Genomic DNA, 24,327 nt, shown 5'->3' on the forward strand with positions numbered 1-24,327 from the left:
CGAATGTGGAGGAGACCTGAGTGGACGTCAGAAACGGCCTTGAAGTGCGGTGGCTGTCCTGGGCAGACGCCGGGGAGGAGATCCTCGACCTGCGCAGGCGCGTCTTCACCGACGAACTGGGCTGGCAGGAGGACAGAGTGCGTCACGGCAGGGATGCGGACGGCCTCCATCTCTGCGCCCTGTCGAACGGGAAAATCGTGGCTGCCCTGTCCGCCTATGTCTACGAGCCGGGCGCCCCCGAGCTGGCCGCCATGCGGCTTCCGGAGATACAGGGAGTCACCGTCGAGATCGGTAAGCGCGTAGGTCTCGCGACTCATCGGGGCAACCTCATCAGCGCCCAGATCGCCAGTTGGATGGTGCGTCAGATCTGCGAGGCGCTGCGGCCGTCCCGTTTCTTTCTCATCGTGCGGGTGAGCGAGCATCGGCATCTGATCGACACGTACGCGAGACACGGTTTCACGTATCACACCGAGGTCGGCTCCGGCGATGACGCGATCGGGGTGATGACGACAACGGGGAAGAAAGCCCTGGAGGAGTTCTACCTCATTCACCGGGAGTCCACCCGGGAAGGCGCAGCCGGCCCCAGCCCTCTGTCGGTTCCCTCGCTTGTCCGGTTCCTGGCCGATGGCGGGCGCGGAAGTCTCCTGGCGGTGGACCGCCTCGCGACCGAGAACCACTACACGGAGTCGTTCACCCTCCAGGCGGAGGTGCCCCGTCTGACGGCTCAGGGGAAGCTCATACTGGCCGAGCAGAGACCGCGCCTGGCCGCGACGCCGTTCCCACCCGCGCCCGCGTCGCTGCTGGACATCGGTACGGGGCCCGGAGACTATCTCGCGGCGGTCTCCGAGGAGGGGCCACTGAAGGGTTACCGTGTGCGAGGGGTCGAGCCCGCTCCTCAACTGCTCGCCAGGGCTCGTTCGGCCTTCCCCGAGCACGACTTCAGCGACGGCAGTGCCTATGCCACGGGGGAGGCGGAGTCGTCGCACGACGTGGTCACGGCGAACTTCGTGTTCATTCATCTTCGCAGCCCGGATCTGGCGCTTCTGGAGATGCGCCGAATACTGCGTCCTGGCGGGCTGCTGTACGTCGTCGACGTCAACGACGCCACCTTCTCCGGACCCGAGGTGGTCCGGCGAGTCCTGCGTGCCTACGACCGCGACTACCCCGGCGATCGGCAACTCCTCGGCGACCTTCCCCGGCGCGCGCGTGAGTTCGGCTTCGAGCTCGTCCGGCGTTTCTCGACGACACTCCGCGGCGCGGGAGTCCCTGAGCCGGTCTTCGGTCCGGACGAAATCCGGATCGGGAAGGCCCACGCATGGAGCCTGCTGTCCTTCATCGGCTCTCAGCGCGGGCTCGAAGAGGCGTTCGAAGAGGCCGAGAACCACTACTTCGCCACTGAGTGCGAGATCGGGCTGGATCTCGAAACCCAGGTCTACCGGCTCTCGACTGACCGTCGCTGAACGGGCGTTGCCGGCGCCTGCCGGCGCGCTCCGGACGCCCCTGAACTCGACGTGCTGCTGCATCGCTGACGGCTGAGCAGCTCGGTGATGGGATCGGTTGCCGAAGAATGGGCGATCGATGGGCGATATTCGCCAATGAAGGCCTGTGTAGGGCTGGATAGTTTCCGGATGTGGGCGGACGCGTACTGATCGCACTCGGCGGCAACGCCATGACGGCTCCGGACGGGAGCGCGTCACCGGCGGACCAGCACCGGGCGGTCGGCGAGGCGATGACCCACGTGGCGGCGCTCATCCGGGCCGGGCACGAGGTGGTGCTGACGCACGGCAACGGCCCGCAGGTCGGCAACATCCTGCTGAAGAACCAGCTCAGCGCGGGCGTCGTGCCGCCCGTGCCCCTCGACTGGTGCGTGGCGCAGACGCAGGGCACGATCGGCACGCTCGTGATGAACGCCCTCCAGCGGGAACTGGGCCACGCGCGGGTCGCCGCCGTCGTCACGCGCACGCTGGTGGACGCGGACGACCCCGCCTTCCGGGACCCGGTCAAGCCGATCGGGCGCTACTTCGGCGAGGATGAGGCGCACCGGTTCGAGGGGGAGGGCCAGGTCTGGCGGCGCTTCGACCGCGGCTGGCGGAGAGTGGTCGCCTCGCCCCAGCCGGTGGAGATCCTCGACGCCGCCGCGGCCGTCACGCTGATCGAGGCCGGGTTCACGGTCGTCGCCGCCGGAGGCGGGGGAGTGCCGGTCGTACGCCGGCCGGACGGCGTGCTGACCGGGGTCGAGGCGGTGGTCGACAAGGACCTCGCCGCCGCCGCGCTCGCCGTCGCCGTCGGCGCCACCGACCTCGTGATCGCGACCGACGTGCCGTACGCCTCGCTGGACTTCGGCACGCCCCGGGCCCGCCCGATCGGGGACGTCGACGTCGCCGCGCTGCGCGCGCTGCAGGCGGCGGGTCACTTCGCCGGAGGCAGCATGGGCCCCAAGGTCGAGGCCGCGCTGCGCTTCGCCGAGGCGGGCGGCAACCAGGCGGTGATCACCTCGCTGCACCACATCGGGGCGGCGTTGTCGGGAAATATCGGGACCAGGGTGTCCAGAGGGGTGGAGGGATAGTGCCGGATCCGATCGAGGTACGGAAGATTCCCATCGAGAGCGTCACCGACGCGTCGGGGCTCGCGAAGCTGATCGACGACGGGGTGATCGAGGCCGACCGGGTGCTGGCGGTCGTCGGCAAGACCGAGGGCAACGGCGGGGTCAACGACTACACGCGGATCCTCGCCGACCGCGCGTTCCGCGAGGTGCTGGCCGCGAAGGGCACCCGTACGCCGGAGGAGATCGCGCAGGTACCGCTCGTGTGGTCCGGCGGGACCGACGGCGTGCTCAGCCCGCACGCGACCGTCTTCGCGACGATCGACCCCGCGACGGCCGTACGCACCGACGAGCCGAGGGTGAGCGTCGGCGTGGCGATGAGCGAGGTGATCCTGCCCGAGGACATCGGCCGTCCCGCGATGGTCGAGAAGGTCGCCGCCGGGGTGCGGGAGGCAATGAAGCTCGCGGGGATCGACGACCCGGCCGACGTCCACTACGTGCAGACCAAGACCCCGCTGCTCACGCTGTCGACGATCACCGACGCGAAGGAACGCGGGCAGACGGTCGTCACCGAGGACACGCTCAAGTCGATGGACATCTCCAACTCGACCACCGCGCTCGGCATCGCGGTCGCGCTCGGCGAGATCGGGATGCCGTCGGCCGAGCAGATCCACAAGGACCTGTCGCTCTACTCGTCGGTGGCCTCGTGCTCCAGCGGCGTGGAGCTCGATCGGGCCCAGATCGTCGTGGTGGGCAACGTCCGCGGGATCGGCGGGCGCTACCGCGCCGGTCATTCGGTCATGCGGGACGCCCTGGACAGCGACGGCATCTGGGAGGCCGTCGCGAACGCCGGGATCGACCTGCCCGAGCGTCCCCGTACGGACGACCTCGGCGGACGGCTGGTCAACCTGTTCATCAAGTGCGAGGCCGACCCGTCGGGCCGCGTACGCGGGCGGCGCAACATCATGCTCGACGACTCCGACGTGCACTGGCACCGCCAGATCAAGGCGACGGTGGGCGGGGTGGCCGCGAGCGTGACCGGAGACCCGGCCGTCTTCGTCTCCGTGGCGGCCGTCCACCAGGGACCGTCCGGCGGAGGCCCGGTCATCGCCATCGCGGACCTGGGCTGACATCCGGCGCCCGGCCCGAAAGGTAGGGTCGGGAGACGTGCCATCGATTCCGCAGCCCCTGCGCCCCGACGACGAGGGCGGCGCCGACCCGGCCGTGGCGGCGGCGCTGTCGGCGTTCGAGGCCGGTACGGCGACCGCCGCCGACGTCCTGGCGGCGCTCGCCGGGAGCCGGCTGCTGGTGCCCGTGGTCGCGCTGCTCACCGAGTCGGAGGTCGGCGAGCACGGCCTGCGCCAGGAGAAGGAGAGCGAGATGGCCCTCCCCAAACTGGTGGGTAAGGACGGCCGCGAGGCGGTGCTCGCCTTCACGGGCGCCGAGCCGATGCGCCGGTGGCGGGCGGACGCCCGGCCGGTGCAGGCGACCGCCCCCCAGGTGTGCCAGGCCGCGCGCCACGAGAACGCCGCCGCGGTGGTCGTGGACGTGGCCGGGCCGGTCCCGTTCGTGATCGAGGGCGGCATGTTGCAGGCCCTCGCGACGGTGGAGGAGGCGAGGCGCGACGCCGGTGCCGTCGACCGCCTCACCCGGGAGGTGCCGGACGCGACGGTCGCCCGGTTCGGCGCCACGGAGGAGGTCGCGGAGGACGCACCCCGCCGCCGCTGGTGGAGCCGCCGCCGCGCCTGACTCCTCAGCGGAAGGGATTGCGCCCGGTGACGGTCAGGTAGAGCGGGAAGAAGACGACCCACAAGATGAGGCATCCCGCGAACCATGCCTCGGGCGTCGCTATGCGTACCGACCCGAGGGCGAAGACGGCCGGTTCACCCCGCCTGAGGTGCTTCCTGGCATCGGCATAAACCCAGCTGTCAACCGCCAGCGCCACCAGCAGCACGAGAAGCGGTACCGCCACGGTGAGGGATGGACCGGTCATTTCGCCATCCTTCCGGATAGGCCGGTCGGAACCTGTCGCGATCACCGTACCCATCCCGGCCGCCGCAGGCCGGGCCGCGTCCGTTCTCCACAGGAGAGCGGTCGTCCACAGGGACGTACGCGGATCGGGCGGCGGCCGGCGTGCGGGCGTTAGGGTCGGCCGCGTGTCCCTCCCCGTCATCGTCGTCGCCGCCGTCCTCGGCCTGATCGCGGGCGCGTACGCCCGGGCCTTCGCCACCGGCTTCGACGTGGCATCCGATGAGGGATCAGACGCACCACCTGAGGCGCGGCCGCAGGCTGACGCAGGCCCCGAGGCGGAGCCGGCCCCGTGCCCTCAGGTGCCTGGCGACACCCGAGCCGACGCTGATCCCCAGGGGCGGGGCGGGGTGGAGCCGGGCGATCGCTGGGGCGAGATGGTCCGCGCGTTCGCGGCGGCGGTGCGCGCGGCGCCTCTGCCCCGACCGCCGTACCTGCTCGAAGGCGTGACCGCGCTCGCGGCCGCCCTGGCCGCCTGGCGGATCGGCGACGGCTGGGTCCTGGCGGCGTGGGCGTACGCCGTGCCGGTCGGCGCCGCGCTCGCGGAGATCGACCGGAGGACCTGGCGGCTGCCCGACGCGATCACGCTGCCGTCGTACCCGATCCTGCTGGTCCTGCTCGCGCCGTCGGGCCGCCTGCTGCCGGCCCTGGCGTCGGGGTGCGCGCTCGGGGCCGTCTACGCCGTGCTGTGGTTCATTCGCCCGGCCGGTCTCGGGCTCGGCGACGTCAAGCTGGCCGGGCTGATCGGCCTGCTGACCGGCGCGCTCGGCGCGCAGTCCGTGATCGTCGCCGGGATGGCCGGGCAGGTGCTCGGCGCGCTGTACGCCGTGGGGCTGCTCCTGGCGCGCAGGGCCACCCGGACGACCGAGTTCCCGTTCGGCCCGTTCATGCTCGCGGGCGCGCTGGTCGCGCTGTGTCTCACCAACTGGGCCTGACGAATCGGGCCCGACGAGCTGTGCCCGATCAACTGTGTCCGACGTACTGGGCCGGGCGGACCTGGCCTGATGTGCGGGGAACGCGCACATGGGTGTCGGGGTGACGCCGCAGTCGGGCGCACATGGAAGACTGGTCGTCATGCTGCGCTGGTTGACCGCCGGGGAGTCACACGGCCCCGAGCTTCTCGCGATCCTGGAAGGCCTCCCCGCCGGGGTGTCCGTGACCACCGCCGACCTCGCCGAGGCGCTGCGCCGCCGCCGCCTCGGATACGGCCGCGGGGCACGGATGAAGTTCGAGCAGGACGTGGTGACGATCTCCGGAGGCGTACGGCACGGCCGCACCCTGGGGTCGCCCGTCGCCATCCGCGTCGGCAACACCGAATGGCCGAAGTGGGAGACCGTGATGGCCGCCGACCCGGTGGACCCGGCCGTTCTGGAGGGCCAGGCGCGCAACGCGCCGCGGTCCCGTCCCCGTCCCGGTCACGCCGACCTCGCGGGCATGCAGAAGTACGGCTTCGACGACGCGCGGCCGGTGCTCGACCGGGCCAGCGCGCGTGAGACGGCCGCCCGGGTGGCGCTGGGCCAGGTCGCCCGTTCCTTCCTCAAGCAGGCACTCGGCGTCGACATCGTCAGCCACGTGGTCTCGATCGGCGAGGCCGTCGCGCCCCGCGACGTGATCCCCGGCCCGGCCGACCTGGAGGCGGTGGACGCCGACCCGGTGCGCTGCTTCGACCCGGACGGGAGCGCCGCCATGATCGCCGAGATCGACAAGGCGCACAAGGACGGCGACACCCTCGGCGGTGTCGTCGAGGTCGTCGCCTACGGCCTGCCGCCGGGCCTCGGCAGCTACACGCACTGGGACCGGCGCCTCGACGCCCGTCTCGCCGCCGCGCTGATGGGCATCCAGGCGATCAAGGGCGTCGCGGTCGGCGACGGCTTCGAGACCGCCCGCCGCCCCGGGTCGCGGGCCCACGACGAGATCGAGAACACGGCCGAGGGCGTCCGCCGGATCACCAACCGGGCCGGCGGCGTCGAGGGCGGCATGACCAACGGCGAGCCGCTCCGGGTCAGCGCCGCGATGAAGCCGATCTCCACGGTGCCCCGGGCGCTCGCCACGGTCGACGTGCTGACCGGCGAGGCGGCCAAGGCCCACCACGAGCGCTCGGACGTGTGCGCCGTACCGGCCGCCGGGATCGTCGCCGAGGCCATGGTCGCGCTGGTGCTCGCGGACGCGGCGGTCGAGAAGTTCGGCGGCGACTCCGTCGAAGAGGTGGCGCGCAACCTGGCGGGCTACCTGTCCTCCCTGGTGATCAAGTAATAAGGTCAGTGATCATGCAATCGGCGTCCAACGGCCCGGCCGCGGTCCTCATCGGCCCGCCAGGCTCGGGCAAGTCAACGGTCGGTCTGCTCCTCGCGGACCGTCTCGGCCTGCCGTTCCGCGACACCGACGCCGACGTCGAGGCCGCCGCGGGCAAGACCGTCAGCGACGTCTTCGTGGAGGACGGCGAGGAGCGGTTCCGCGAGCTGGAGGCGGAGGCCGTGCGGTCCGCGCTGGCCGATCACCCCGGGGTGCTCGCGCTCGGGGGCGGTGCGATCCTGCACGAGGCCACCCAGGAGCTGCTGGCCGGCCACCGGGTCGTCTACCTCCAGGTCGGGCTCGACCAGGCGGTCAGGCGGGTCGGGCTGGCCTCGGCCCGGCCGCTGCTCGTGCTGAACCCCCGCAGCCGCCTGCGGACGCTGATGGAGGAGCGCCGCCCGATCTACGAGCGGCTCGCCGCGGTCGTCGTGAAGACCGACGACCGCGAGCCGGAGGACGTCGTGGCCGAGATCGAGGCGGCGCTGTGACGGCGACCCGGATCACCGTGCGCGGTGACAACCCCTACGACGTCGTGGTCGGCACCGGCGTGCTGCCGGAGCTGCCGGGCCTGCTCGACCCGAAGGTCCGCACGGTCGCCGTGATCCATCCCGCCGGGCTGCCGGAGATCGCCCGGCCCGTACGCGAGGCCCTGGAGGCCGCCGGGCTGGAGGTCGTCGCGCTGCCCGTGCCGGACGGCGAGGAGGCCAAGACGGTGCACGTCGCGGCCGAGCTGTGGTCGGCCTTCGGCCGTTACGGCATCACCCGGTCGGACGCGGTCGTCGGAGTCGGCGGGGGAGCGACCACCGACCTGGCCGGGTTCGCGGCGGCGACGTGGCTGCGCGGGGTGCAGGTCGTCCAGGTGCCGACCACGCTGCTGGCGATGGTCGACGCGGCCGTCGGCGGCAAGACCGGCATCAACACCCCCGAGGGCAAGAACCTGGTCGGGTCCTTCCACCCGCCCAAGGGCGTGCTGTGCGACCTGGCCACGCTGGCGAGCGTGCCGCGCGACGACTACGTCGCGGGGCTCGCGGAGATCATCAAGGGCGGGTTCATCGCCGATCCGACGATCCTGCTGCTCGTCGAGGACGACCCCGCCGCCGCCCGCACCCCCGAGGGCGAGCACACCCGTGAGCTGGTCGAGCGCAAGATCCGGGTGAAGGCCGACGTCGTGGGCGCCGACCTGCGCGAGAGCGGTCTGCGGGAGATCCTCAACTACGGCCACACCCTCGGCCACGCCATCGAGCGGGTCGAGGACTACCACATCAGGCACGGCGAGGCGGTGGCCATCGGGCTCGTCTACGCCGCCGAGCTGTCCCGGCTCGACGGCCGGGTCGGCCGCGACGTGGTGGACCGGACGCGCTCCATCCTGGAGTCGGTCGGGCTTCCCACCACCTACCGGGCCGGGGCCTGGCCGCGCCTGCGCGAGCACATGCGGGTCGACAAGAAGGCCAGGGGAGCCGTGCTGCGGTTCGTCGTGCTCGACGACGTCGCGCGGCCGGCCCGCCTGGAGAACCCCTCCGAGGAGCTCCTGGAGGCGGCGTACCAGGAGGTGGCCCGATGAGGCCGGTGCTCGTCCTGAACGGCCCCAACCTGGGGCGGCTCGGCAGCCGGGAGCCCGACGTCTACGGCGCGCAGACCTTCGAGGACCTGTCGGCCCTGTGCCGCGACGCCGGCCGCGAGCTGGGCCTGTCGGTCGAGGTCAGGCAGACCGACGACGAGGCCGAGCTGGTCGGCTGGATCCACGAGGCCGCCGACAGCAAGACCCCGGTGGTGCTCAACCCCGCCGCGTTCACGCACTACTCCTACGCGCTGCGCGACGCGATCGCGCAGCGTACGGCGCCGCTGGTGGAGGTGCACATCTCCAACCCGAACGCGCGGGAGGAGTTCCGCCACACCTCGGTCGTGGCGGCGGTGGCCACCGGGACGATCGCGGGATTCGGCATGCGGTCGTACGAGCTGGCGCTGCGCGCGATCGCCGACATGGGCGAGTGACGAAAGAAGGATCATGGGGTACCGGTCGTACGTGGCGGTCGGAGACAGCTTCACCGAGGGACTGGGCGACCCCCTCCCGGACGCGCCGCCTCCGGCGCCGGGAGAGGTGGTCCGCTACCGGGGGTGGGCCGACCGGGTCGCCGAGCGGCTCGCGTCGCTGGAGCCGGAGTTGCGCTACGCCAACCTGGCCGTGCGGGGCAAGCTGATCGACCAGATCGTCGCCGACCAGGTGCCCCTGGCCGTCGAGATGAAGCCCGACCTGATCAGCTTCTGCGCGGGTGGCAACGATCTCATCCGTCCCGGCAGCGATCCCGACCGGATGGCCAAGAAGGTCGCCGCGGCCGTGCGCGACCTGCGGGCCACCGGCGCGGACGTCGTGCTGTTCACCGGTACCGACCCCCGCGACACGCCCATCATGCGGCGCGTGCGCGGCAGGTTCGCGATCTTCTACCTGCACGTCCGCTCGATCGCCGACCTGTACGGCTGCCACCTGGTGGACATGTGGTCGATGCAGGGGCTGCGCGACTGGCGGGCCTGGAGCGGGGACCGGCTGCACATGAACGAGGAGGGCCACCGCCTGGTCGCGGCCAGGGTCCTGCACGTGCTCGGCCTGCCCGGCGAGGACGACTGGCGCAAGACCTGGCCGCCCCGGGACGCGGTGCACCCGAGGGCCAAGCGCCAGGAGGACGTCCAGTGGGTTAGGGAGCACTTCGGCCCCTGGATCGGCCGGAGGCTCCGCGGCACCTCCTCGGGCGACGGACTCGCCCCGAAACGCCCCGATCTCAGCCCCCTGCCCCCGTTCACCCCCTGACCACGACGTCCCGACCATGATGCCGAAGTGGCGGCGCGCGGGCTCGCGTGGCGGTACGGCCCGGCGCGGACGGGTGTGGCTGCTCGCCGCGCTCGCGGCGCTGCCGATCGCGACGGCCGCCGTCGTGGCCGTGGCCTATCCCTCGCTCGCCGCCACCACCTGCCCCGGCTGTTACGGACTGGAACGGCTGGCGGAGGGCGTGTATGCGGAACCCGGCCTGCCGCCGCACCGGAAGCGGCAGGTTGTCTCGGCCGTGGAGGAGGCGGAGCGGCGGGTCCGCGACTTCTACGGCGGCAGGCGGGCCTCGCCGCGGATCCTCGCCTGCCTCAGTGACGGCTGCTACCGGCGCATCGGCGGTGGCGGGGAGCGGGGTGTCGCGGTGCTGAACCGCGCCGTGATGCTGTCGCCCTCCGGCGTGGACCCGGTCATCGCCTCGCACGAGATGTCGCACGTCGAACTGCACGTCCGGCTGGACTCGGGTGCGCAGGTGCCGCAGTGGTTCGACGAGGGCCTGGCCGTCCTGGTCTCCGGCGACCCGCGTTATCTCGCCCCGGCCACCGCGCCCGGCACTCTCGTCGAGACGACGCCCGGCACCACGCCCGGCACGGCGGCCGGCGCCCCGGCCGAGCGCTGCCTCGTTAGTACGGACGGCCCGCTGCCGACGACGCTGGACGCCTGGTTGCGGGCCGCCGGCGCCGACCGGAACACCTACGCCCGGGCGGCGTGCCGCGTGAGTCGGTGGGTGACCGCCAACGGCGGGCCGCATGTCGTGCTCGACCTCGTCCGGCGGCTCAACGAGGGCGAGACGTTCGGCGCCGTCACAGGCATGTGAGGGGCGCCCGCGCATCACAGCGCTCGCGCATCACATAGGGCGAGTGGTGGACTCGGGCCGCCGGTCCTCCTCTGGAAAGTCGACGGCGACTGCTTCGGGGCACCGCACGCGCGCCGGGTGAGGTGCGGGCCGGGCTGCGGTGGGATCAGAGGTCGGCGGTCAGACGGCGCAGGGCCTCGCGGACCTTGCCGGGGTCGGTGGTGCGCCAGTAGGGCGGCAGCGAGTTCAGCAGGAACCCGCTGTAACGGGCCGTGGCCAGCCGGGGATCGAGCACCGCGACGACGCCGCGGTCGTCCATCGAGCGCAGCAGTCGGCCCGCCCCCTGGGCCAGCAGCAGCGCGGCGTGGGTGGCCGCGACCGCCATGAAGCCGTTGCCTCCCGAGGCCGCGACGTGCCGCTGCCGCGCCGAGGCGAGCGGGTCGTCGGGGCGCGGGAACGGAATCCTGTCGATGATCACCAGGGTCAGCGACGGCCCCGGCACGTCGACGCCCTGCCACAGGGAGAGCGTGCCGAACAGGCAGGTGGCGGGGTCGCCCGAGAACTGCTTCACGAGCTGCCCGGTCGAGTCGTCGCCCTGGCAGAGCAGGGGCACGTCCAGCCGTTCGCGCAGGGCCTCCGTCGCGGCCTTGGCCGCCCGCATGGAGGAGAACAGGCCGAGCGTGCGCCCGCCGGCCGCCTCGATCAGCTCGGCGATCTCGTCGACGTACGCCTCCGGCAGCCCGTCACGGCCGGGCTGGGGGAGATGCGTGGCGACGTAGAGGATGCCGCGGCGCGGATGGTCGAACGGGGAGCCGACGTCCAGGCCGGTCCACTCGCCCGGCCGCAGGCCCCACTGCCGGGCCAGGCTGTCGAACGTGCCGCCGAGCGCGAGCGTGGCGCTGGTGAGGACGACGGTCCGGTCACCGAACAGCTTGTCCCGGAGCATGCCGCCCACCGACAGCGGCGCGACCCGCAGGGTGGGAGGGACGCGGCCGCGCCCCTCCTCCAGCCAGACGACCTCCGCCCGGTGGATCTCCTCGGCCTCCGCGTCGCCGCCCGCGCGGCCCGCCGGCCCCTTGGACGCCGCGGCCCCGGAGTCCGGATCATCGGAGTCGTCGGCGCTGAGGCCCGAGCCGGTCCCGCCGGCCGCCGGGCCGAAGGCGTCGAGCATCCGCTGCGCGGTGTCGTGGACGTCGTCGAGCACAGTGAAGGCGGCCTTGCGCAGCCCGGCGTTCTCCGGGTCGTCCTTGTCCTTGTTGCGTGGCCCGAGCGCCGTGATGCACGCGAACGCGGAGTCCCGCACCAGCGCGAGCGTCATCCCGAGCGACTGCGGCAGCGTGTCGACGCGGCCGGGCGGCGCGGCGGCCAGCAGGGCGCGCAGATCCTCGCCCGCCTCCTGCAGCCGGTCGGCCACCCCCTGCTCGATGAGCCGTCCCGCCCGGCGCACCGCCAGGCTCACCGTGGCCTCCGACAGCTCGCCGGTGACCACGGAGGTGACGCGGTCGGCGAGCTCGTGCGCCTCGTCCACGACGACCACGTCGTGCTCGGGCAGGACGGCGAAGTCCTCCATCGCGTCGATCGCCAGCAGCGCGTGGTTGGTCACCACGACGTCGGCCTTGCCCGCCCGCTCCCGGGCGAGCTCCGCGAAGCATTCGGCGCCGCTGGGGCAGCGCTGCGCGCCCAGGCACTCCCGGGCGGTCACCGAGAACTGCCGCCAGGCCTGGTCGCTGACCCCCGGCACGATCTCGTCGCGGTCACCGGTCTCGGTGTCGTTGGCCCAGTCCTGGATCCGCTGCACCATCCGGCCGGTCGCGCTGACCTCACGCGGGTCGAAGAGCTGGTCGTCCTCGTCCTCGGGCATGCCCGCCGCCATCTTGTGGCGGCAGAGATAGTTGCGGCGCCCCTTGAGGATCGCGAACTCGGGGCGGTGCGGCAGCAGGCCCTCCAGGGCGTCGGCCAGCCGGGGCAGGTCGCGGTCGACGAGCTGGCGTTGCAGCGCGATGGTGGCGGTGGACACCACCACGGCCTCCCCGCTCTCGGCGGCGTGCCTGATCGCGGGCACCAGGTAGGCCAGGGACTTGCCGGTGCCCGTGCCCGCCTGCACGGCGAGGTGCTCCTCGCTCTCGACGGCGTCGCGCACCGCCTGCGCCATCTTGACCTGGCCCGGGCGCTCGACACCGCCCACCGCGGTCACCGCGGCGGTGAGGAGTTCTTCGACGGGCGGAAGCTCGGGACGGTCCTTTGGCACGGCAGAACGCTACCCCCTGCCACCGACATCTCGTGCGTGACGCGTTCACCACATCCTGGCGTTCCAGGAACTCCCTCTCGGCCCGCATGGCACACTGGATACCAGTGCTCTCAAGGTCAACGGCGATCTTCCCAGTGAGGTCAAAGAGGACGAAGCGGATGTTGCGCCAGGGTTCCCGGGATCGAGTGGACGAAAAAGGGCTGGTAAAGGCACTATGACTGCCATGTCGGAAGTTGTCCCATTGCCATCGTTCGGCGAGGTGTTCTTCGACGCACGGGGTCAGGACCGCGTGCTCCGGGTCACCTGGCACGACGGCACGCTGGTGCTGAGTCTGTGGCGGGGCGAGATGTGCACGGCCAGTTTCCGTATGCCCATGGACGACGTGGGACGTCTGATCGACACCCTGGACGACGGGTACACCGAGGCGGACGTTCCGGACCAGGACGCCGGCACCGGACCCTTCCCCCGGCAGGCGCCCGACCAGGACGGCTACGTCGCCGCCGGCCGGGAGGGATACCCGCCGCACGCCGCCCAGCTCCAGGAGCAGGTTCAGGAGCACGGCCAGGAGCAGGCGCGGGAGGCCCGGGGCCGGGACGCCTATCCCGCACAGGACCCCTACGCCGCCCCGGATCCGTACGCCACGCAGGCCCCGGACGCCTATCCCGCCCACGACCCGTACACCGCCCAGGTCAGGGACGCGTACGGCGCGCAGGCGCAGGACGCCTACCCCGCTCAGGACGCCTACCCCGTACAGGACCCCTACGCCGTCCCGGCGCGGGACGCCTACCCGGCGCAGGCCGCGGACCCCTACGCCGCTCCGGCGCAGGACGCCTACGCGGCCCAGGCCCAGGACGGCTACGCCACGCCGCCCGACGGATACGCCGCCGGCCTTCCCGGCCAGGCCGCGGACGGCTACGCCCCGCGCGACCCGTACACCGCCGACGATCCCTACGTCGCGCCGCAGCACTCCTACGGCCAGGCCCAGGACGGCTACGGCGCCGCCCACGACGCGTACGCGCGGGGCGAGAACGCCGCGCCGGACACCCACCGGGGACAGGAGGCCGGCTACCCCGAGCAGCCCGCGCGTGGCGACTACCGGGGCGGTTACCAGAGCACCTACGAGGGCGACTACCAGGGCGACTACGAGTATCCCGACTTTCCCGGCACGGGGCAGTACGCCCGGCCGCCGGTGCCGCCGCCCGCTCCGGCCGCCGACGCCCACCCCGCTCCGGCCGCGCTCGGCCCCAACGACGTGCTCGTCGCCCGGGGGACCCCCACGCAGGACCGCCTCGTCGCGTCCTCCGCGACCCAGACCGGGCCCCTGGCGGACCCCCGCCAGCAGCCTCCGGCGGTCGACCCGAACGATCCCCTCGGCCTCGGCGCCGTCCGGCCGTACGTGAACGAACCGCCGCTCTATCACACGGGCGAGCGGCTGCGGCCGGACCAGTGGCCGGCGGACCAGGTCCCCGGCCCGCACGCGGAGCAGGAGCGTCAGGGAAGACGGCGTTCCGGGCGGGCCACCGGGGAGAGCCAGGCCCAGTGGCCGGACGACGGCCAGGAGACGTGGGAGGACGCGCGGGGCTGGTAGGCCGGTTTACGGGCCGGTGGTCAGCAGGGGTTCCAGCTGTAAGTAATCTCGTCCTCTGATGGACACCTCAACGGCACTGCAGTTCCTCCTCCTTCCCGCCGGCGCTCTCGCCGTCGCCGCCCTGGCCCGATGGCGGGACTGGTCGTCCCCGCTGCTCCTGGTCTTCGCCGGGCTGGCCGTCTCGTACCTGCCCGGCGTCCCCGACTACAGCCTCGACCCCCATATCGTCCTGCTGGTCTTCCTGCCGCCGATGCTCTACTCGGCGGCGCTGGACAGCTCCTATCTGCGGCTGCGCGACGCCGCCCGGCCCGTCGGACTCCTCGCGGTCGGGCTCGTCCTGATGACCACCGTGGTGGTCGGCTTCGTCACGCACGCCATGGTGCCGCAGCTTCCCCTGGCCGCGGCCTTCGCGCTCGGCGCGATCATCGCGCCGCCCGACGCGGTGTCCGCGGTCGCCATCGGACGCCGGCTCGGCCTGCCGCGGCGGGCGCTGACCATCCTGGTCGGCGAGAGCCTGTTCAACGACGCCACCGCGCTGACCGCCTACCGGGTCGCGATCGGCGCCGTGGCCGGCACGGCCGGGGGAGTGCTCGACATCGGCGGGCAGTTCCTCCTGGCCGCCGGGCTCGGCCTGGTCATCGGCCTCGCCATCGCGCGGATCGCGGGCATCGTGCTGCGGCGGCTCGGCGACGCGCTGATCGCCAACGGCGTCTCGCTGCTCGTGCCGTACGCCGCCTATCTCGCGGCCGAGGCCGTGCACGCCTCCGGCGTGATCGCCGTGGTGATCGTCGGTATCTACCTGGGGCACCAGCTCAGCCGCAGCTCGTACGGCACGCGCCTGCTGTCCGGGGCGGTCTGGAGGGTGGCCGACCTGGTGCTGGAGTCGATCGTGTTCGCGCTGATCGGCCTGCAGCTGCGCCCGATCCTCGCCGGGCTGGACGGCCAGCGGCCCGCGCAGCTCGTGACGTACGCCGTTGTGCTGTTCCTGGTGGTGATCCTCGTACGCGCCGTCTGGGTGCCGCCCAGCACCTACCTCCCGCGGATGCTGTCGAAACGGGTGCGCACCCGGGAGCCGAAGACGCCGTCATGGCAGAACGTGGTGGTGACGAGCTGGGCGGGGATGCGCGGGGTGGTGTCGCTGGCCGCGGCCTTCGCCCTGCCCGAGGACTTCCCCCAGCGCAACCTGCTGCTGTTCCTGACGTTCGCCGTCGTCGTCGGCACCCTGATCGTGCAGGGCCTGTCGTTCCCCTGGCTGATCAGGAAGCTCGGCGTCTCCACGGCCAGGGAGCGGTACGCCGACGACCTGGCGGAGGCGGGGGCCCAGCAGGCCGCCGCGTCGGCGGCGCTGTCCCGCTTGGAGGAGCTCACCTCCGACGGCGTGCGCGACGTCCACGAGGAGGTCGTCGACCAGTTGCGCACCCGCGCCGAGCGCCGGGCCATGCACGCCTGGGAGCGGCTCGGCGGCGGCACCGGCCAGGAGGGCGAGGAGACGCCCGCCGCGCTCTACCGGCGGCTGCGCCGGGAGATGCTCGCCGCCGAGCGCGACGTGTTCGTACGGCTGCGCGACGAGCGCCGCATCGACGACGAGGTGCTCCACCGGGTGATGCAGGAACTCGACTTCGAGGAGGCGACGCTCGAACGCGGCTGAGCGCCTATCGGGGCGGCTGCCGGCTTACTGACCGAGGCGCTGGTCCAGGTAGCACCAGCGCCAGTTCTCGCCCGGCTCGTAGGAGCGGACCACCGGGTGGTCCGTCTCCTTGTAGTGGGCGGTGGCGTGCTTGCCCGGAGAGGAGTCGCAGCAGCCGATGTGGCCGCAGGTCAGGCACTTGCGCAGGTGGACCCAGTGCATGCCGAGGTCCAGGCACTCCTGGCAGCCCTGCGGCGTGAGCGCCTCGGCCTCGGCGGTTTCGGCGGTCGCGAGCAGATGTTCACACGTTCCCATGCCGCAGATGCTATGACCCCCGTTCGACCGGCCTGGCCGTGTCCTCCACCAAACCTCTACAAACCCGCCCCTGGAATCTGCACCCCCGGCCCGTAGGTTCCCGGCCATGACGGTCGACATCGGTGACTTAACGGCAGACCCGGCGGCTGATTTCACGGCCTGGTTACGCGACTTCGAGGGCGCCGCGCTGCTCCGCCGCACGTGGGGCGACCCCGACTGGAGCCGGGGCGCGCGGCTGGACCCCGCCCTGGTCCGCAGCCTCCAGCGGTTCCAGGTGGGCGAGGACGGCGACGGAGCCTTCCTCACGGGCAAGGCGGCCCGGGCCGGAGACCCGGTGTACGCGGCCGCGGTCCGCCTGTTCGTCGCGGAGGAACGCGAGCACGCCCGCCTGCTGGCCCGGCTGCTCGAGGCGGCGGGCGCGGCGACCCTCCGGGGCCACTGGTCCGACGCCGTCTTCGTCCGGCTGCGGCGGCTTCTCGGGCTGCGCATGGAACTGATGGTCCTCATGCTGGCCGAGGTGGTCGCGCTGGCCTACTACCGGGCCGTGCGCGACGGCGCCGGTGATCCGCTGACCTCGGAGGTCGCCGGGCGGATCCTCGCGGACGAGCTCCGGCACGTGCCGTTCCACCGCGACCGGCTGCGGTGGTCCTTCCGGAGGTCGTCCCGGCTGACGCGGGCCGCGGCCGCGGCCCTGTGGTGGGCCCTGCTGGCCGGCGTGGTCACCGTGGTCGTGGCCGACCACGGCGGGGCGCTGCGCGAGGTGGGGGTTTCGGGCGCCGCCTTCGTCCGGGAGGTGGCGGCGAGCTTCGGCGGCGTCGTCGCCGGCGTCATGTGGCCGGCCGGGCGGACGGCCGGGGCCCGGACAGCTGAGGCCCAGGCGACTGAGGTCCGGACGACTGGGGCCCGGACGGCCGGGGCGCCGGCGGCGGGTGAGGGAAACGGCGCCGCTCGGAGCCGCGGCGATCGGGGAACGGTTGGGTAGGGTGATCGGCATGCGACTCCTCCCGCTCGCCGCCGCCTGTGCCGCCGCCGTCCTGTTCGCCTCGGGCTGCGCGACCGCGGACAAGGCCCAGTCGTGCGCAGAGGCGACGAAGGTGATCAGCAGCACCGTCAGCGAGATCGGCAAGGTCGCCGACGACCCCGCCGCGATGCGCAAGAAGATCGAGGACGGTGCCGCCGACCTGGAGAACATGGCGAACAAGGCGGCCGACACCACTCTCAGGGACGCCCTGCAGGGGCTGGCCGAGAGCCTCCAGAAGCTGAACGTCGACGACGCCAACGCGGCGGTGGACGCGGCCCAGAGGGTGGCGACCGACGGCGCGAAGTACCTCCGCCAGGTCAGCGAGGCCTGCATCTGACCCGGCCGCCGAAAGGCCGGCACGGCAACCCGGGAAATCTGCCGGAAAAGGGGCAGAATTAGCGTTCTCCCATGAGAGGGAACGAGAACGAGCCAGACCCCCGCTTCGTGCTCGCCAACGAGCGCACGTTCCTCACCTGGATCAGCACCGCCCTCGCGCTGAGCGCGGGCGGCATCGCCATGGCGGTCGTCCCCGAGGACGTCTTCGTCCCGTGGGTGCGCACGCTGCTCGCCCTCGTGCTCGTGCTGCTGTCCGCCCTGGCGGCGGGCTCGGCCTACCCACGCTGGCGGCACATCGACCGCGCGCTGCGCGAGGACCGCGCGCTCCCGCCGCCCGCCCTGGCCCCCATGTTCGGGTACGGCGTCGCCGGGGTGGCCGTCCTCGCCCTGCTCCTCATCCTCGTGCCGAGGTGATCGCGTGACCACATCCGGCGGCGACCCCAGGCCGGGCCTGCACGGTGAGCGGACCCGGCTGGCCTGGGTGCGGACGGCCGTCCTGATGTCGGGGTCCGGCATCGGGGCGGCGGGGGCGGCGGTGCGGGACGACCTGCCCGGCCTCGCCGTTCCCTTCGGGGTGGTGGCGCTCGCCGGGGCCGTCCTGCTCGTGCGCACCGGGCTGCGGCACAGCGCCCTGGAACGGGCGCTGCGGCACGGGCGCCCGCTCGGCGCCGGGCTGGACGCCCGCGTCGCCTGGGCCGGGGCGCTCGCCGCCGCGGCCGGAGCACTGGTCCTGGTGCTCCGCCTCGCCTGACGAGACCCCGGCCCGTGCGCCGGTGCCAGTTCAGCCGGTGTCAGTTCAGCCGGTGTCAGTACCAGTTGTGGGACCGGAAGTGGCCCCACGCGCCGCACGGCGAGCCGTAACGGCCTTTGATGTACCGCAACCCCCACCTGATCTGGGTCTGCGGGTTGAACCGCCAGTCGCGGGCGACGTAGCCCATCTTGTCGCCGGGCAGCGCCTGCGGGATGCCGTAGGCGCCGGATCCGGAGTTGTAGGCCCGATGGTCCCAGTTGCTCTCCCTGGTCCAGAGGCTGTCCAGGCACTGGAACTGCTCGCCCGACCATGTGCGGCGGGTGACGAGCCGGAAGGCGTAGGCCTTGCTGAGCACCTTCGCCGGCGCCCGGAACCTGGGTGCCTCGGGCGCCGCCCGCATCGTCCACACCCCGAGGTGCGTGACCCGGGCGTTCTGCCCGGCCGACGCACCGGCCGACTCACTGGCCGACTCATTAGCCGCCTCGCCGGTCGCCGTACGAGCCGCCTCGCCGGTCGCCGTACGAGCCGACTCACCGGCCGACTCACCGGCCGACTCACGAGCCGACTCACCGGCCCGTGCGACGCCGCCCACGCCACCGGTCAGGGCGGCCGCGATGACCGCGGCGACTGTGCTGCGTAGAACGCTGTTGCTGTCCAAATCGGTCCTTGTCATCGGGTCGCGTGCGGAAGGGGCGCGCGGCGGCGCCCCTCGCGGCCGTACGCCCATGGCGTGGGCGCGGCCGTCCGCTCGGCCCGCACCGGATCACGAAGAGCTTCCGGCGGGCACCGCGACGGGTCCTCACGCGGATTGAAATACGGCGGCCCGCCCCGGCGGCGGCATTCGCGACACGCCGCGGACGGATCTTTGCCGATCCGCCGCCCAACGCCGACCCTTCCCGGGGGCGCAGGTTAACCGGCGGCGACAGGGTAAAGGGGCGACACGGCGCGATCCCGGGGGCCCCTGCGCGGCGTGGCGGGGGAGACGGGACGTATGGTGCGGACATGAGCGTTCTCGAGATCCCCGTGAACACGATCGACGGCGCGGCCACGACCGTCGGCGGCCTGCTCGGCGGGCGGGCCGCGCTGGTGGTCAACGTCGCCTCCCGGTGCGGCCTCACCCCGCAGTACGGCGGCCTGGTCGCCCTCCAGCGGGCCTACGCCGACCGCGACTTCACCGTCGTCGGCGTGCCCTGCAACCAGTTCATGGGCCAGGAGCCCGGCTCGGCGGAGGAGATCGTGGAGTTCTGCTCCACCACCTACGGCGTTGATTTCCCGCTGCTGGAGAAGACCGAGGTCAACGGCCCGGGACAGCACCCCCTCTACGCCGCGCTCACAGCCGTCCCCGACGCCTCGGGGTCGGCGGGCGACGTGGAGTGGAACTTCGAGAAGTTCCTCGTCTCCGCCGACGGCGAGGTGGTCGCCCGGTTCCGGCCCCGCGTCGCCCCCGAGTCGCCGGAGATCGCCGAGGCGATCGAGAAGGTCGTCTCCTGACGGAGGTCAGGACGACCGGCGCGGCGCGACCCTGGGCCCGCAACTCGCCCGTACGACGAGCCGCGTCGGCAGCGTGACCGTGGGGGGCCGGCGGCCCTGCCGCAGCACCAGTTCGGCGGCGCGGTACCCGATGTCCTGGGCGGGCTGGGCGATCACCGTCAGCGGCGGGGAGCACAGCTCCGCCCAGGGCACGTCGTCGAACATGATGAGCGACACGTCCCGGGGGACCCGCACGTCCAGCTCCCGGGCGGCCAGCACGGCCGCCTCGCCGAGCACGTTGCCGCCCGCGAGGACCGCCGTGACGTCCGAGTGGTTCTGCAGCAGCCCGGCGGCGGCCGCGTAGGCGGAGTCGCGGCTCGCCCGCGCGTGCACGACCAGGTCGCGGTCGACCGGCAGTCCCAGCGACGCCGTCGCGTCCAGGAACGCGGTCACCCGCTGTGACTGCCCGTGCCGGGCGAGGAAGGCGATCCTGCGGTGGCCCAGCCCGGCGAGGTACTCCACCGCCGTGAGCACGCCCGCCCGGTCGTCGGGCACCACGCTCGGCACGTCGGTCCGCACCCGCCGGTCGGCGAACACCACGTTGAGCCCCGCCCGCAGCGCGGGCGCCCACATGTCGCCGTCCCCCGACGGCACCGCGATGAGCCGGTCCATGCTCTGCTCGATCAGCGCGCCGATCAGCTCGGCCTCCCGCTCGGGGTCGTCGCCGGTGACCCCGATCGTCACGGGCTCGCCGTACGAGCGGGCACACGACAGCACCCCGTCGGCCAGGCGCGCGTAGAAGCTGTCGGTGATGTCGGGGACCAGCAGGCCGACGCCGCCGGTCCGCTGGCGCCGCAGGTTGCGCCCCAGCGCGCTCGGCCGGTAGTCGAGCCTCGCCGCCGCTGCGAACACCTTCTCCCGGGTCTCGGGGCTCGCCGATCCTCCTGACAGGACGCGTGACACGGTGGCCACCCCGACCCCCGCCGCCTCCGCCACTTCCTTGATCGTTATCCGTCGCTGCGCTGGACCACTCATGGAAACGATTCCATCATGATTCCATCCGGCAAGTGACCGAAATCTTGACAATAGGCGGCATTTCACGGGACAGTCATGAAAACGTATCCACTTGCTCTTGACTCGCAAGCGCGAAGGACTGGCATGGCTTCTATCGTTCTGAACAGTGTCGACAAGATCTACGCGGGCGGGGTGAAGGCCGTGAACGGCCTCAACCTTGAGATCAAGGACGGCGAGTTCATGGTGCTGGTCGGCCCGTCGGGATGTGGCAAGTCCACCGCCCTGCGGATGATCGCCGGCCTGGAGGACATCAGCGGCGGCGAGATCGTCATCGGCGACCGCGTGGTGAACCACCTCCCGCCGAAGGACCGCGACATCGCGATGGTCTTCCAGAACTACGCGCTGTACCCCCACATGACGGTCGAGGAGAACCTCGCCTTCGGCCTCAAGCTGCGCAAGATGCCCAAGTCGGAGATCCAGAAGCGGGTCAACGACGCCGCCCGCATGCTCGGCCTGGAGCAGTACCTCAAGCGGAAGCCCGCCGCCCTGTCCGGTGGTCAGCGCCAGCGCGTCGCGATGGGCCGCGCCATCGTCCGCGAGCCGCAGGCCTTCCTCATGGACGAGCCGCTGTCGAACCTCGACGCCAAGCTCCGCGTCTCGATGCGCGCCTCGCTCAACCAGATGCACGAGCGCCTCGGCGTCACCACGGTGTACGTCACCCACGACCAGGTCGAGGCCATGACCCTCGGCGACCGCGTCTGCGTCCTGCGCGACGGCGTGCTCCAGCAGGTCGACACCCCGCAGAACCTGTTCGACAACCCGGTCAACCTGTTCGTCGCCGGCTTCATGGGCTCCCCGGCCATGAACTTCGCCTACGCCGAGCTGGTCCGCGACAACGGCGGCGCCTCGGTCGCCTTCGCCGGCTACCGCCTGCCCGTCCCCGACTCGACCTTCGCCGAGAAGCCGGGCCTCGACCGCTACATCGGCCGCAAGATCATCCTCGGCATCCGGCCCTCGGACTTCGAGGACTCCGGCTCCGCCAGCGGCAACGGCGCCGGCTGGGCCCGCATCCCGGTCCGCGCGACCGTCACCGAGGAGCTCGGCTCGGAGATCAACGTCCTGTTCACGATCGACGCCCCGCCGGTCGAGCACAAGGACACCGTGGCCGCCGCGAACGACGGTGACGACGAGGAGACCTCGCTGCCGCTGACCGGCGACAAGTCGCTGTGGACCGCCCGCGTCAACGCCCGCAGCCACGTCCGTCCGGGCCAGGAGATCGAGCTCGTCGTCGACACCCACAACCTGCACTTCTTCGACGTCGACTCGGGCCTGTCGATCGGCCACGAGGCCAACATCGGCCGCTGAGCCCCGGGCTCCGGTCTCTCAGGCGCCGCGGCGCACACCCTGTCGCCCGCTCTGACGCCCGCTCTGGCGCACACCCAGGCGCACACCGCGGCGCGCGTCCCGTGGCACACCCCCGGGCGCGCCCCGCCATCCGCCCCCGGCCGACCGCCGGGGGCGGACGCCGTAGAGCCCGGCCCCCAGCACGAGCGCCAGCGCGGGAACCAGCATCCCGGCCGTCATCGCGGCCGGGCCGCGTCCCGCCGCGAGCGCGACCGGAAGGCAGGTCAGGGCGAAACCGGCGAACAGCGCGGCGGACGGCCCGAGACGCACCCTCCCTCGCCTCCTGCCGTACGGGAGGAACCCCAGGCAGGCGCCGGACAGGACGGCCGCGGGCACCGCGAGGGCCGGGTCGGCGAGCAGGAACGCCGCGCCGGCGAGACCCGCGCCGGTGACGGCGGCGACCCCGGCGAGCGCGCCGCCGCGCCGGTCGAGCAGCGCGTGGGCGTTGGTCATCGCGACGATCCACATCACGCTGACCGGACCGTCCGGCCAGTCGCCCGTCAGCGTGACCTGCACGCCGCACAGCACGACCCCGCCCGCCGCGACCGACTCCACGATCAGGCGCGTGGCGAGCGGCAGCGCCCCCACGTCCGCGATCAGGCCGAGCAGCGCGACCGCCGCCGCGGCCAGCAGGACCGCGCTCACCCGCCGGTCCGGCGAGCCGAGGGCTGCCAGCGTGGCGCCCGCGGTCACCGCCGCGAGCGTCATCCCGCCCAGATAGGGCACCGTACGGCGGACCGGGCGCAGGGCCGCGGCGGCGAGCAGGCAGCCGGCGGCCCCGGCGAGCGCGGAGGTCAGAAGGGGTGTCATCGGCTGCCCACCTCCGACCGCGCCGCGCCGCGGAGCGTGCGGTAGAGCGCCTCGGTGTCGGCCACCAGCCGGTCCACTCCGAACGCCCGGCAGGTCCACGCGCGGGCCGACTCGCCCATCCGCCGGGTCAGGCCGGGATCCACCAGCAGCCGCACGAGGTGGTCGGCCATCTCGTCCGCGTCGGGCTCGGTGAGGAACCCCGTTCGGCGGTCCACGACGATCTCGGGCACGCTGCCCACCCGGGTGGCCACGGCGGGCAGGCCCGCCATTCCGGCCTCCACGAGCGAGAGCGGCGTGCCCTCGCTGTCGGAGGTGAGCAGCATCACGTCCGCCGCCGCGTACACCGTCTCGACGTCGCGCCGCCAGCCGAGCAGGCGGAAGGAGTCCCACATCGGCATGACGGCCCGCTCCAGCTCCTCCTTGAGCTCGCCGCCGCCGCACACGAGGAACCGCGCGCCGGGCAGCCGCGCGAGGACCGCCCGGGCGACCTCCGCGAGCCGGTCCGGCCGCTTGGCCTTCTTCAGCCGCCCGACGTACGCCACGACCGGCGCGTCGAGCGGGACCCCCAGCGCGGCCCTCGCCCGCCCGCGGTCGGGAAGCGGGCCGAGGCGGGTACCCGGGGGGATGACCACGTACTGCTCCGGCCGGCCGATCCCGGCGGCGAGGAGGTCGTCGCGCACCCGGGCGCCGACGGTGACGATGCGGTCGGTCATCGACGCGAGGCGGCGCTCGGTGCGGGTGTAGACCGCCTGGCGCAGGCGCGAGAGCTGACCGTCCAGGAGATGGCCGTGGTAGGTGTGCACGCGGGCCGCGCCCGCGCCCGACAGGCGGGCCGCGAGGCGGCCCAGCGCGCCGGCCTTGGTGGTCCGGGTGTGCACGATGTGCGGCCGGAACTCGCGCATCGCGTTCGCCAGCCCGAACAGGGCACGGTAGTCGTCGGCCGGTTTGATGGCCCGGCCGAGGCCAGGCACCCGGTGGACCGGGATCGTCGCGTCGCGAAGCTGCAGATGGTCGCCCTCGCCGCCGTCCACGTAGCCGGTGTAGAGCCGGTGGTCGAACTCCACCGGGCTGAGCCGCTCGCACAGCCCCGTGACCTGGGTGGCGGGACCGCTCACGTTCATCCGGGCGATTATCTCCATGACACGAATCCGGTCGTCCGGTTTCATGCCGCCTGCTCCCTGATCATGTCGGAGAAGCTAGCCCGCCCGTCCCGTCGCGACCGGACACCCAGACGGCGCCGGAAGAGACTTTTCCGTATCCGTACCCA

Annotated in this window: 26 protein-coding genes; 19 read left to right on the top strand and 7 right to left on the bottom strand. The window is 72.8% G+C overall.

The genetic code is table 11. The features are described from left to right. Positions 1–20: 20 nt before the first annotated feature. From Mam01_RS12025 to Mam01_RS12040, 4 genes are all read left to right on the top strand, one after another. Positions 21–1,460 (top strand): class I SAM-dependent methyltransferase, encoded by a 1,440-nt coding sequence (locus Mam01_RS12025; protein ID WP_204285440.1) that lies wholly within the window; start codon positions 21–23, stop codon positions 1,458–1,460. Positions 1,461–1,630: 170 nt separating this feature from the next. Further along, positions 1,631–2,566, top strand: a complete 936-nt coding sequence (locus tag Mam01_RS12030) for a carbamate kinase (RefSeq protein ID WP_239101240.1) — start codon at positions 1,631–1,633, stop codon at positions 2,564–2,566. Then, positions 2,566–3,672 carry a barbiturase gene (gene bar, locus Mam01_RS12035; protein WP_204285441.1) on the top strand — a complete coding sequence of 369 codons (1,107 nt, stop codon included), beginning with the start codon at positions 2,566–2,568 and terminating at the stop codon, positions 3,670–3,672. The genes Mam01_RS12030 and bar overlap by 1 nt, the downstream gene beginning before the upstream one ends. Before the next feature lie 37 nt (positions 3,673–3,709). After that, on the top strand, positions 3,710–4,291 hold the full coding sequence (locus Mam01_RS12040) for an SseB family protein (protein ID WP_204285442.1): 582 nt from the start codon (positions 3,710–3,712) through the stop codon (positions 4,289–4,291). Between the two features lie 4 nt (positions 4,292–4,295). Here the strand turns inward: Mam01_RS12040 and Mam01_RS12045 are convergent, their stop codons facing one another. After that, complete coding sequence (locus tag Mam01_RS12045; RefSeq protein ID WP_204285443.1) at positions 4,296–4,535, bottom strand: hypothetical protein; 240 nt, start codon at positions 4,533–4,535, stop codon at positions 4,296–4,298. A 163-nt stretch (positions 4,536–4,698) separates the two neighbouring features. Between Mam01_RS12045 and Mam01_RS12050 the strand changes: the two genes are divergently transcribed. The 7 genes from Mam01_RS12050 to Mam01_RS12080 all read left to right on the top strand — a co-directional run bounded on the left by Mam01_RS12050 (position 4,699) and on the right by Mam01_RS12080 (position 10,497). After that, positions 4,699–5,505: a prepilin peptidase gene (locus Mam01_RS12050; RefSeq protein ID WP_204285444.1), complete on the top strand. Its 807-nt coding sequence runs from the start codon at positions 4,699–4,701 to the stop codon at positions 5,503–5,505. A 139-nt stretch (positions 5,506–5,644) separates the two neighbouring features. Next, entirely contained in the window at positions 5,645–6,823 is a 1,179-nt protein-coding gene (gene aroC, locus Mam01_RS12055) for a chorismate synthase (RefSeq protein WP_204285505.1), read from the top strand. Positions 6,824–6,837: 14 nt separating this feature from the next. Continuing rightward, a complete protein-coding gene (locus tag Mam01_RS12060; RefSeq protein ID WP_150931682.1) occupies positions 6,838–7,350 on the top strand; it encodes a shikimate kinase in 513 nt (170 codons plus the stop codon). Beyond that, positions 7,347–8,423, top strand: coding sequence for a 3-dehydroquinate synthase (aroB, locus tag Mam01_RS12065; RefSeq protein ID WP_150931680.1), 1,077 nt, complete (start codon positions 7,347–7,349; stop codon positions 8,421–8,423). The genes Mam01_RS12060 and aroB overlap by 4 nt, the downstream gene beginning before the upstream one ends. After that, on the top strand, positions 8,420–8,854 hold the full coding sequence (aroQ, locus tag Mam01_RS12070) for a type II 3-dehydroquinate dehydratase (protein WP_204285445.1): 435 nt from the start codon (positions 8,420–8,422) through the stop codon (positions 8,852–8,854). The genes aroB and aroQ overlap by 4 nt, the downstream gene beginning before the upstream one ends. Before the next feature lie 13 nt (positions 8,855–8,867). Next, positions 8,868–9,665 carry an SGNH/GDSL hydrolase family protein gene (locus tag Mam01_RS12075; protein WP_204285446.1) on the top strand — a complete coding sequence of 266 codons (798 nt, stop codon included), beginning with the start codon at positions 8,868–8,870 and terminating at the stop codon, positions 9,663–9,665. Between the two features lie 16 nt (positions 9,666–9,681). Continuing rightward, positions 9,682–10,497, top strand: a complete 816-nt coding sequence (locus tag Mam01_RS12080) for a hypothetical protein (RefSeq protein ID WP_204285447.1) — start codon at positions 9,682–9,684, stop codon at positions 10,495–10,497. 145 nt (positions 10,498–10,642) lie between these two features. Here Mam01_RS12080 and Mam01_RS12085 read toward each other — a convergent pair whose 3' ends face one another. After that, entirely contained in the window at positions 10,643–12,724 is a 2,082-nt protein-coding gene (locus tag Mam01_RS12085; protein WP_204285448.1) for an ATP-dependent DNA helicase, read from the bottom strand. 223 nt (positions 12,725–12,947) lie between these two features. Between Mam01_RS12085 and Mam01_RS12090 the strand changes: the two genes are divergently transcribed. Together Mam01_RS12090 and Mam01_RS12095 are read left to right on the top strand one after the other, a co-directional pair. Further along, positions 12,948–14,312 (top strand): hypothetical protein, encoded by a 1,365-nt coding sequence (locus tag Mam01_RS12090; protein WP_204285449.1) that lies wholly within the window; start codon positions 12,948–12,950, stop codon positions 14,310–14,312. 58 nt (positions 14,313–14,370) lie between these two features. Continuing rightward, positions 14,371–15,960 carry a Na+/H+ antiporter gene (locus Mam01_RS12095; RefSeq protein WP_204285450.1) on the top strand — a complete coding sequence of 530 codons (1,590 nt, stop codon included), beginning with the start codon at positions 14,371–14,373 and terminating at the stop codon, positions 15,958–15,960. A 24-nt stretch (positions 15,961–15,984) separates the two neighbouring features. On the opposite strand, the gene Mam01_RS12100 is transcribed toward Mam01_RS12095, so the two are convergent. Beyond that, positions 15,985–16,254 (bottom strand): UBP-type zinc finger domain-containing protein, encoded by a 270-nt coding sequence (locus Mam01_RS12100; protein WP_150931666.1) that lies wholly within the window; start codon positions 16,252–16,254, stop codon positions 15,985–15,987. 106 nt (positions 16,255–16,360) lie between these two features. Here Mam01_RS12100 and Mam01_RS12105 point away from each other — a divergent pair, with 106 nt between their 5' ends. The 4 genes from Mam01_RS12105 (at position 16,361) to Mam01_RS12120 (ending at position 18,362) form a co-directional block, all read left to right on the top strand. Next, entirely contained in the window at positions 16,361–17,236 is an 876-nt protein-coding gene (locus Mam01_RS12105; protein WP_204285451.1) for a ferritin-like domain-containing protein, read from the top strand. A 10-nt stretch (positions 17,237–17,246) separates the two neighbouring features. Beyond that, the gene (locus Mam01_RS12110) at positions 17,247–17,612 is read left to right on the top strand and encodes a DUF8711 family protein (RefSeq protein WP_204285452.1); all 366 of its coding nucleotides are present in this window, start codon (positions 17,247–17,249) and stop codon (positions 17,610–17,612) included. A gap of 71 nt (positions 17,613–17,683) precedes the next feature. After that, positions 17,684–18,025 (top strand): YidH family protein, encoded by a 342-nt coding sequence (locus tag Mam01_RS12115; RefSeq protein WP_150931662.1) that lies wholly within the window; start codon positions 17,684–17,686, stop codon positions 18,023–18,025. 4 nt (positions 18,026–18,029) lie between these two features. After that, positions 18,030–18,362 carry a DUF202 domain-containing protein gene (locus Mam01_RS12120; protein WP_204285453.1) on the top strand — a complete coding sequence of 111 codons (333 nt, stop codon included), beginning with the start codon at positions 18,030–18,032 and terminating at the stop codon, positions 18,360–18,362. A 55-nt stretch (positions 18,363–18,417) separates the two neighbouring features. Here Mam01_RS12120 and Mam01_RS12125 read toward each other — a convergent pair whose 3' ends face one another. Continuing rightward, positions 18,418–19,020 (bottom strand): aggregation-promoting factor C-terminal-like domain-containing protein, encoded by a 603-nt coding sequence (locus Mam01_RS12125; protein WP_204285454.1) that lies wholly within the window; start codon positions 19,018–19,020, stop codon positions 18,418–18,420. A 344-nt stretch (positions 19,021–19,364) separates the two neighbouring features. Here Mam01_RS12125 and Mam01_RS12130 point away from each other — a divergent pair, with 344 nt between their 5' ends. Further along, positions 19,365–19,853 carry a glutathione peroxidase gene (locus Mam01_RS12130; RefSeq protein ID WP_150931657.1) on the top strand — a complete coding sequence of 163 codons (489 nt, stop codon included), beginning with the start codon at positions 19,365–19,367 and terminating at the stop codon, positions 19,851–19,853. A gap of 6 nt (positions 19,854–19,859) precedes the next feature. Here the strand turns inward: Mam01_RS12130 and Mam01_RS12135 are convergent, their stop codons facing one another. Beyond that, the gene (locus Mam01_RS12135) at positions 19,860–20,867 is read right to left on the bottom strand and encodes a LacI family DNA-binding transcriptional regulator (protein ID WP_204285455.1); all 1,008 of its coding nucleotides are present in this window, start codon (positions 20,865–20,867) and stop codon (positions 19,860–19,862) included. Between the two features lie 123 nt (positions 20,868–20,990). Between Mam01_RS12135 and Mam01_RS12140 the strand changes: the two genes are divergently transcribed. Continuing rightward, complete coding sequence (locus Mam01_RS12140; protein WP_204285456.1) at positions 20,991–22,211, top strand: ABC transporter ATP-binding protein; 1,221 nt, start codon at positions 20,991–20,993, stop codon at positions 22,209–22,211. Positions 22,212–22,229: 18 nt separating this feature from the next. On the opposite strand, the gene Mam01_RS12145 is transcribed toward Mam01_RS12140, so the two are convergent. Both Mam01_RS12145 and Mam01_RS12150 read right to left on the bottom strand, forming a co-directional pair. After that, positions 22,230–23,060, bottom strand: a complete 831-nt coding sequence (locus Mam01_RS12145; RefSeq protein WP_204285457.1) for an MraY family glycosyltransferase — start codon at positions 23,058–23,060, stop codon at positions 22,230–22,232. Continuing rightward, positions 23,057–24,226 carry a glycosyltransferase gene (locus Mam01_RS12150; protein WP_204285458.1) on the bottom strand — a complete coding sequence of 390 codons (1,170 nt, stop codon included), beginning with the start codon at positions 24,224–24,226 and terminating at the stop codon, positions 23,057–23,059. The genes Mam01_RS12145 and Mam01_RS12150 overlap by 4 nt, the downstream gene beginning before the upstream one ends. Between the last annotated feature and the right edge of the window lie 101 nt (positions 24,227–24,327).

This window comes from Microbispora amethystogenes (assembly GCF_016863015.1).
Taxonomy (GTDB): Bacteria; Actinomycetota; Actinomycetes; order Streptosporangiales; family Streptosporangiaceae; genus Microbispora; species Microbispora amethystogenes.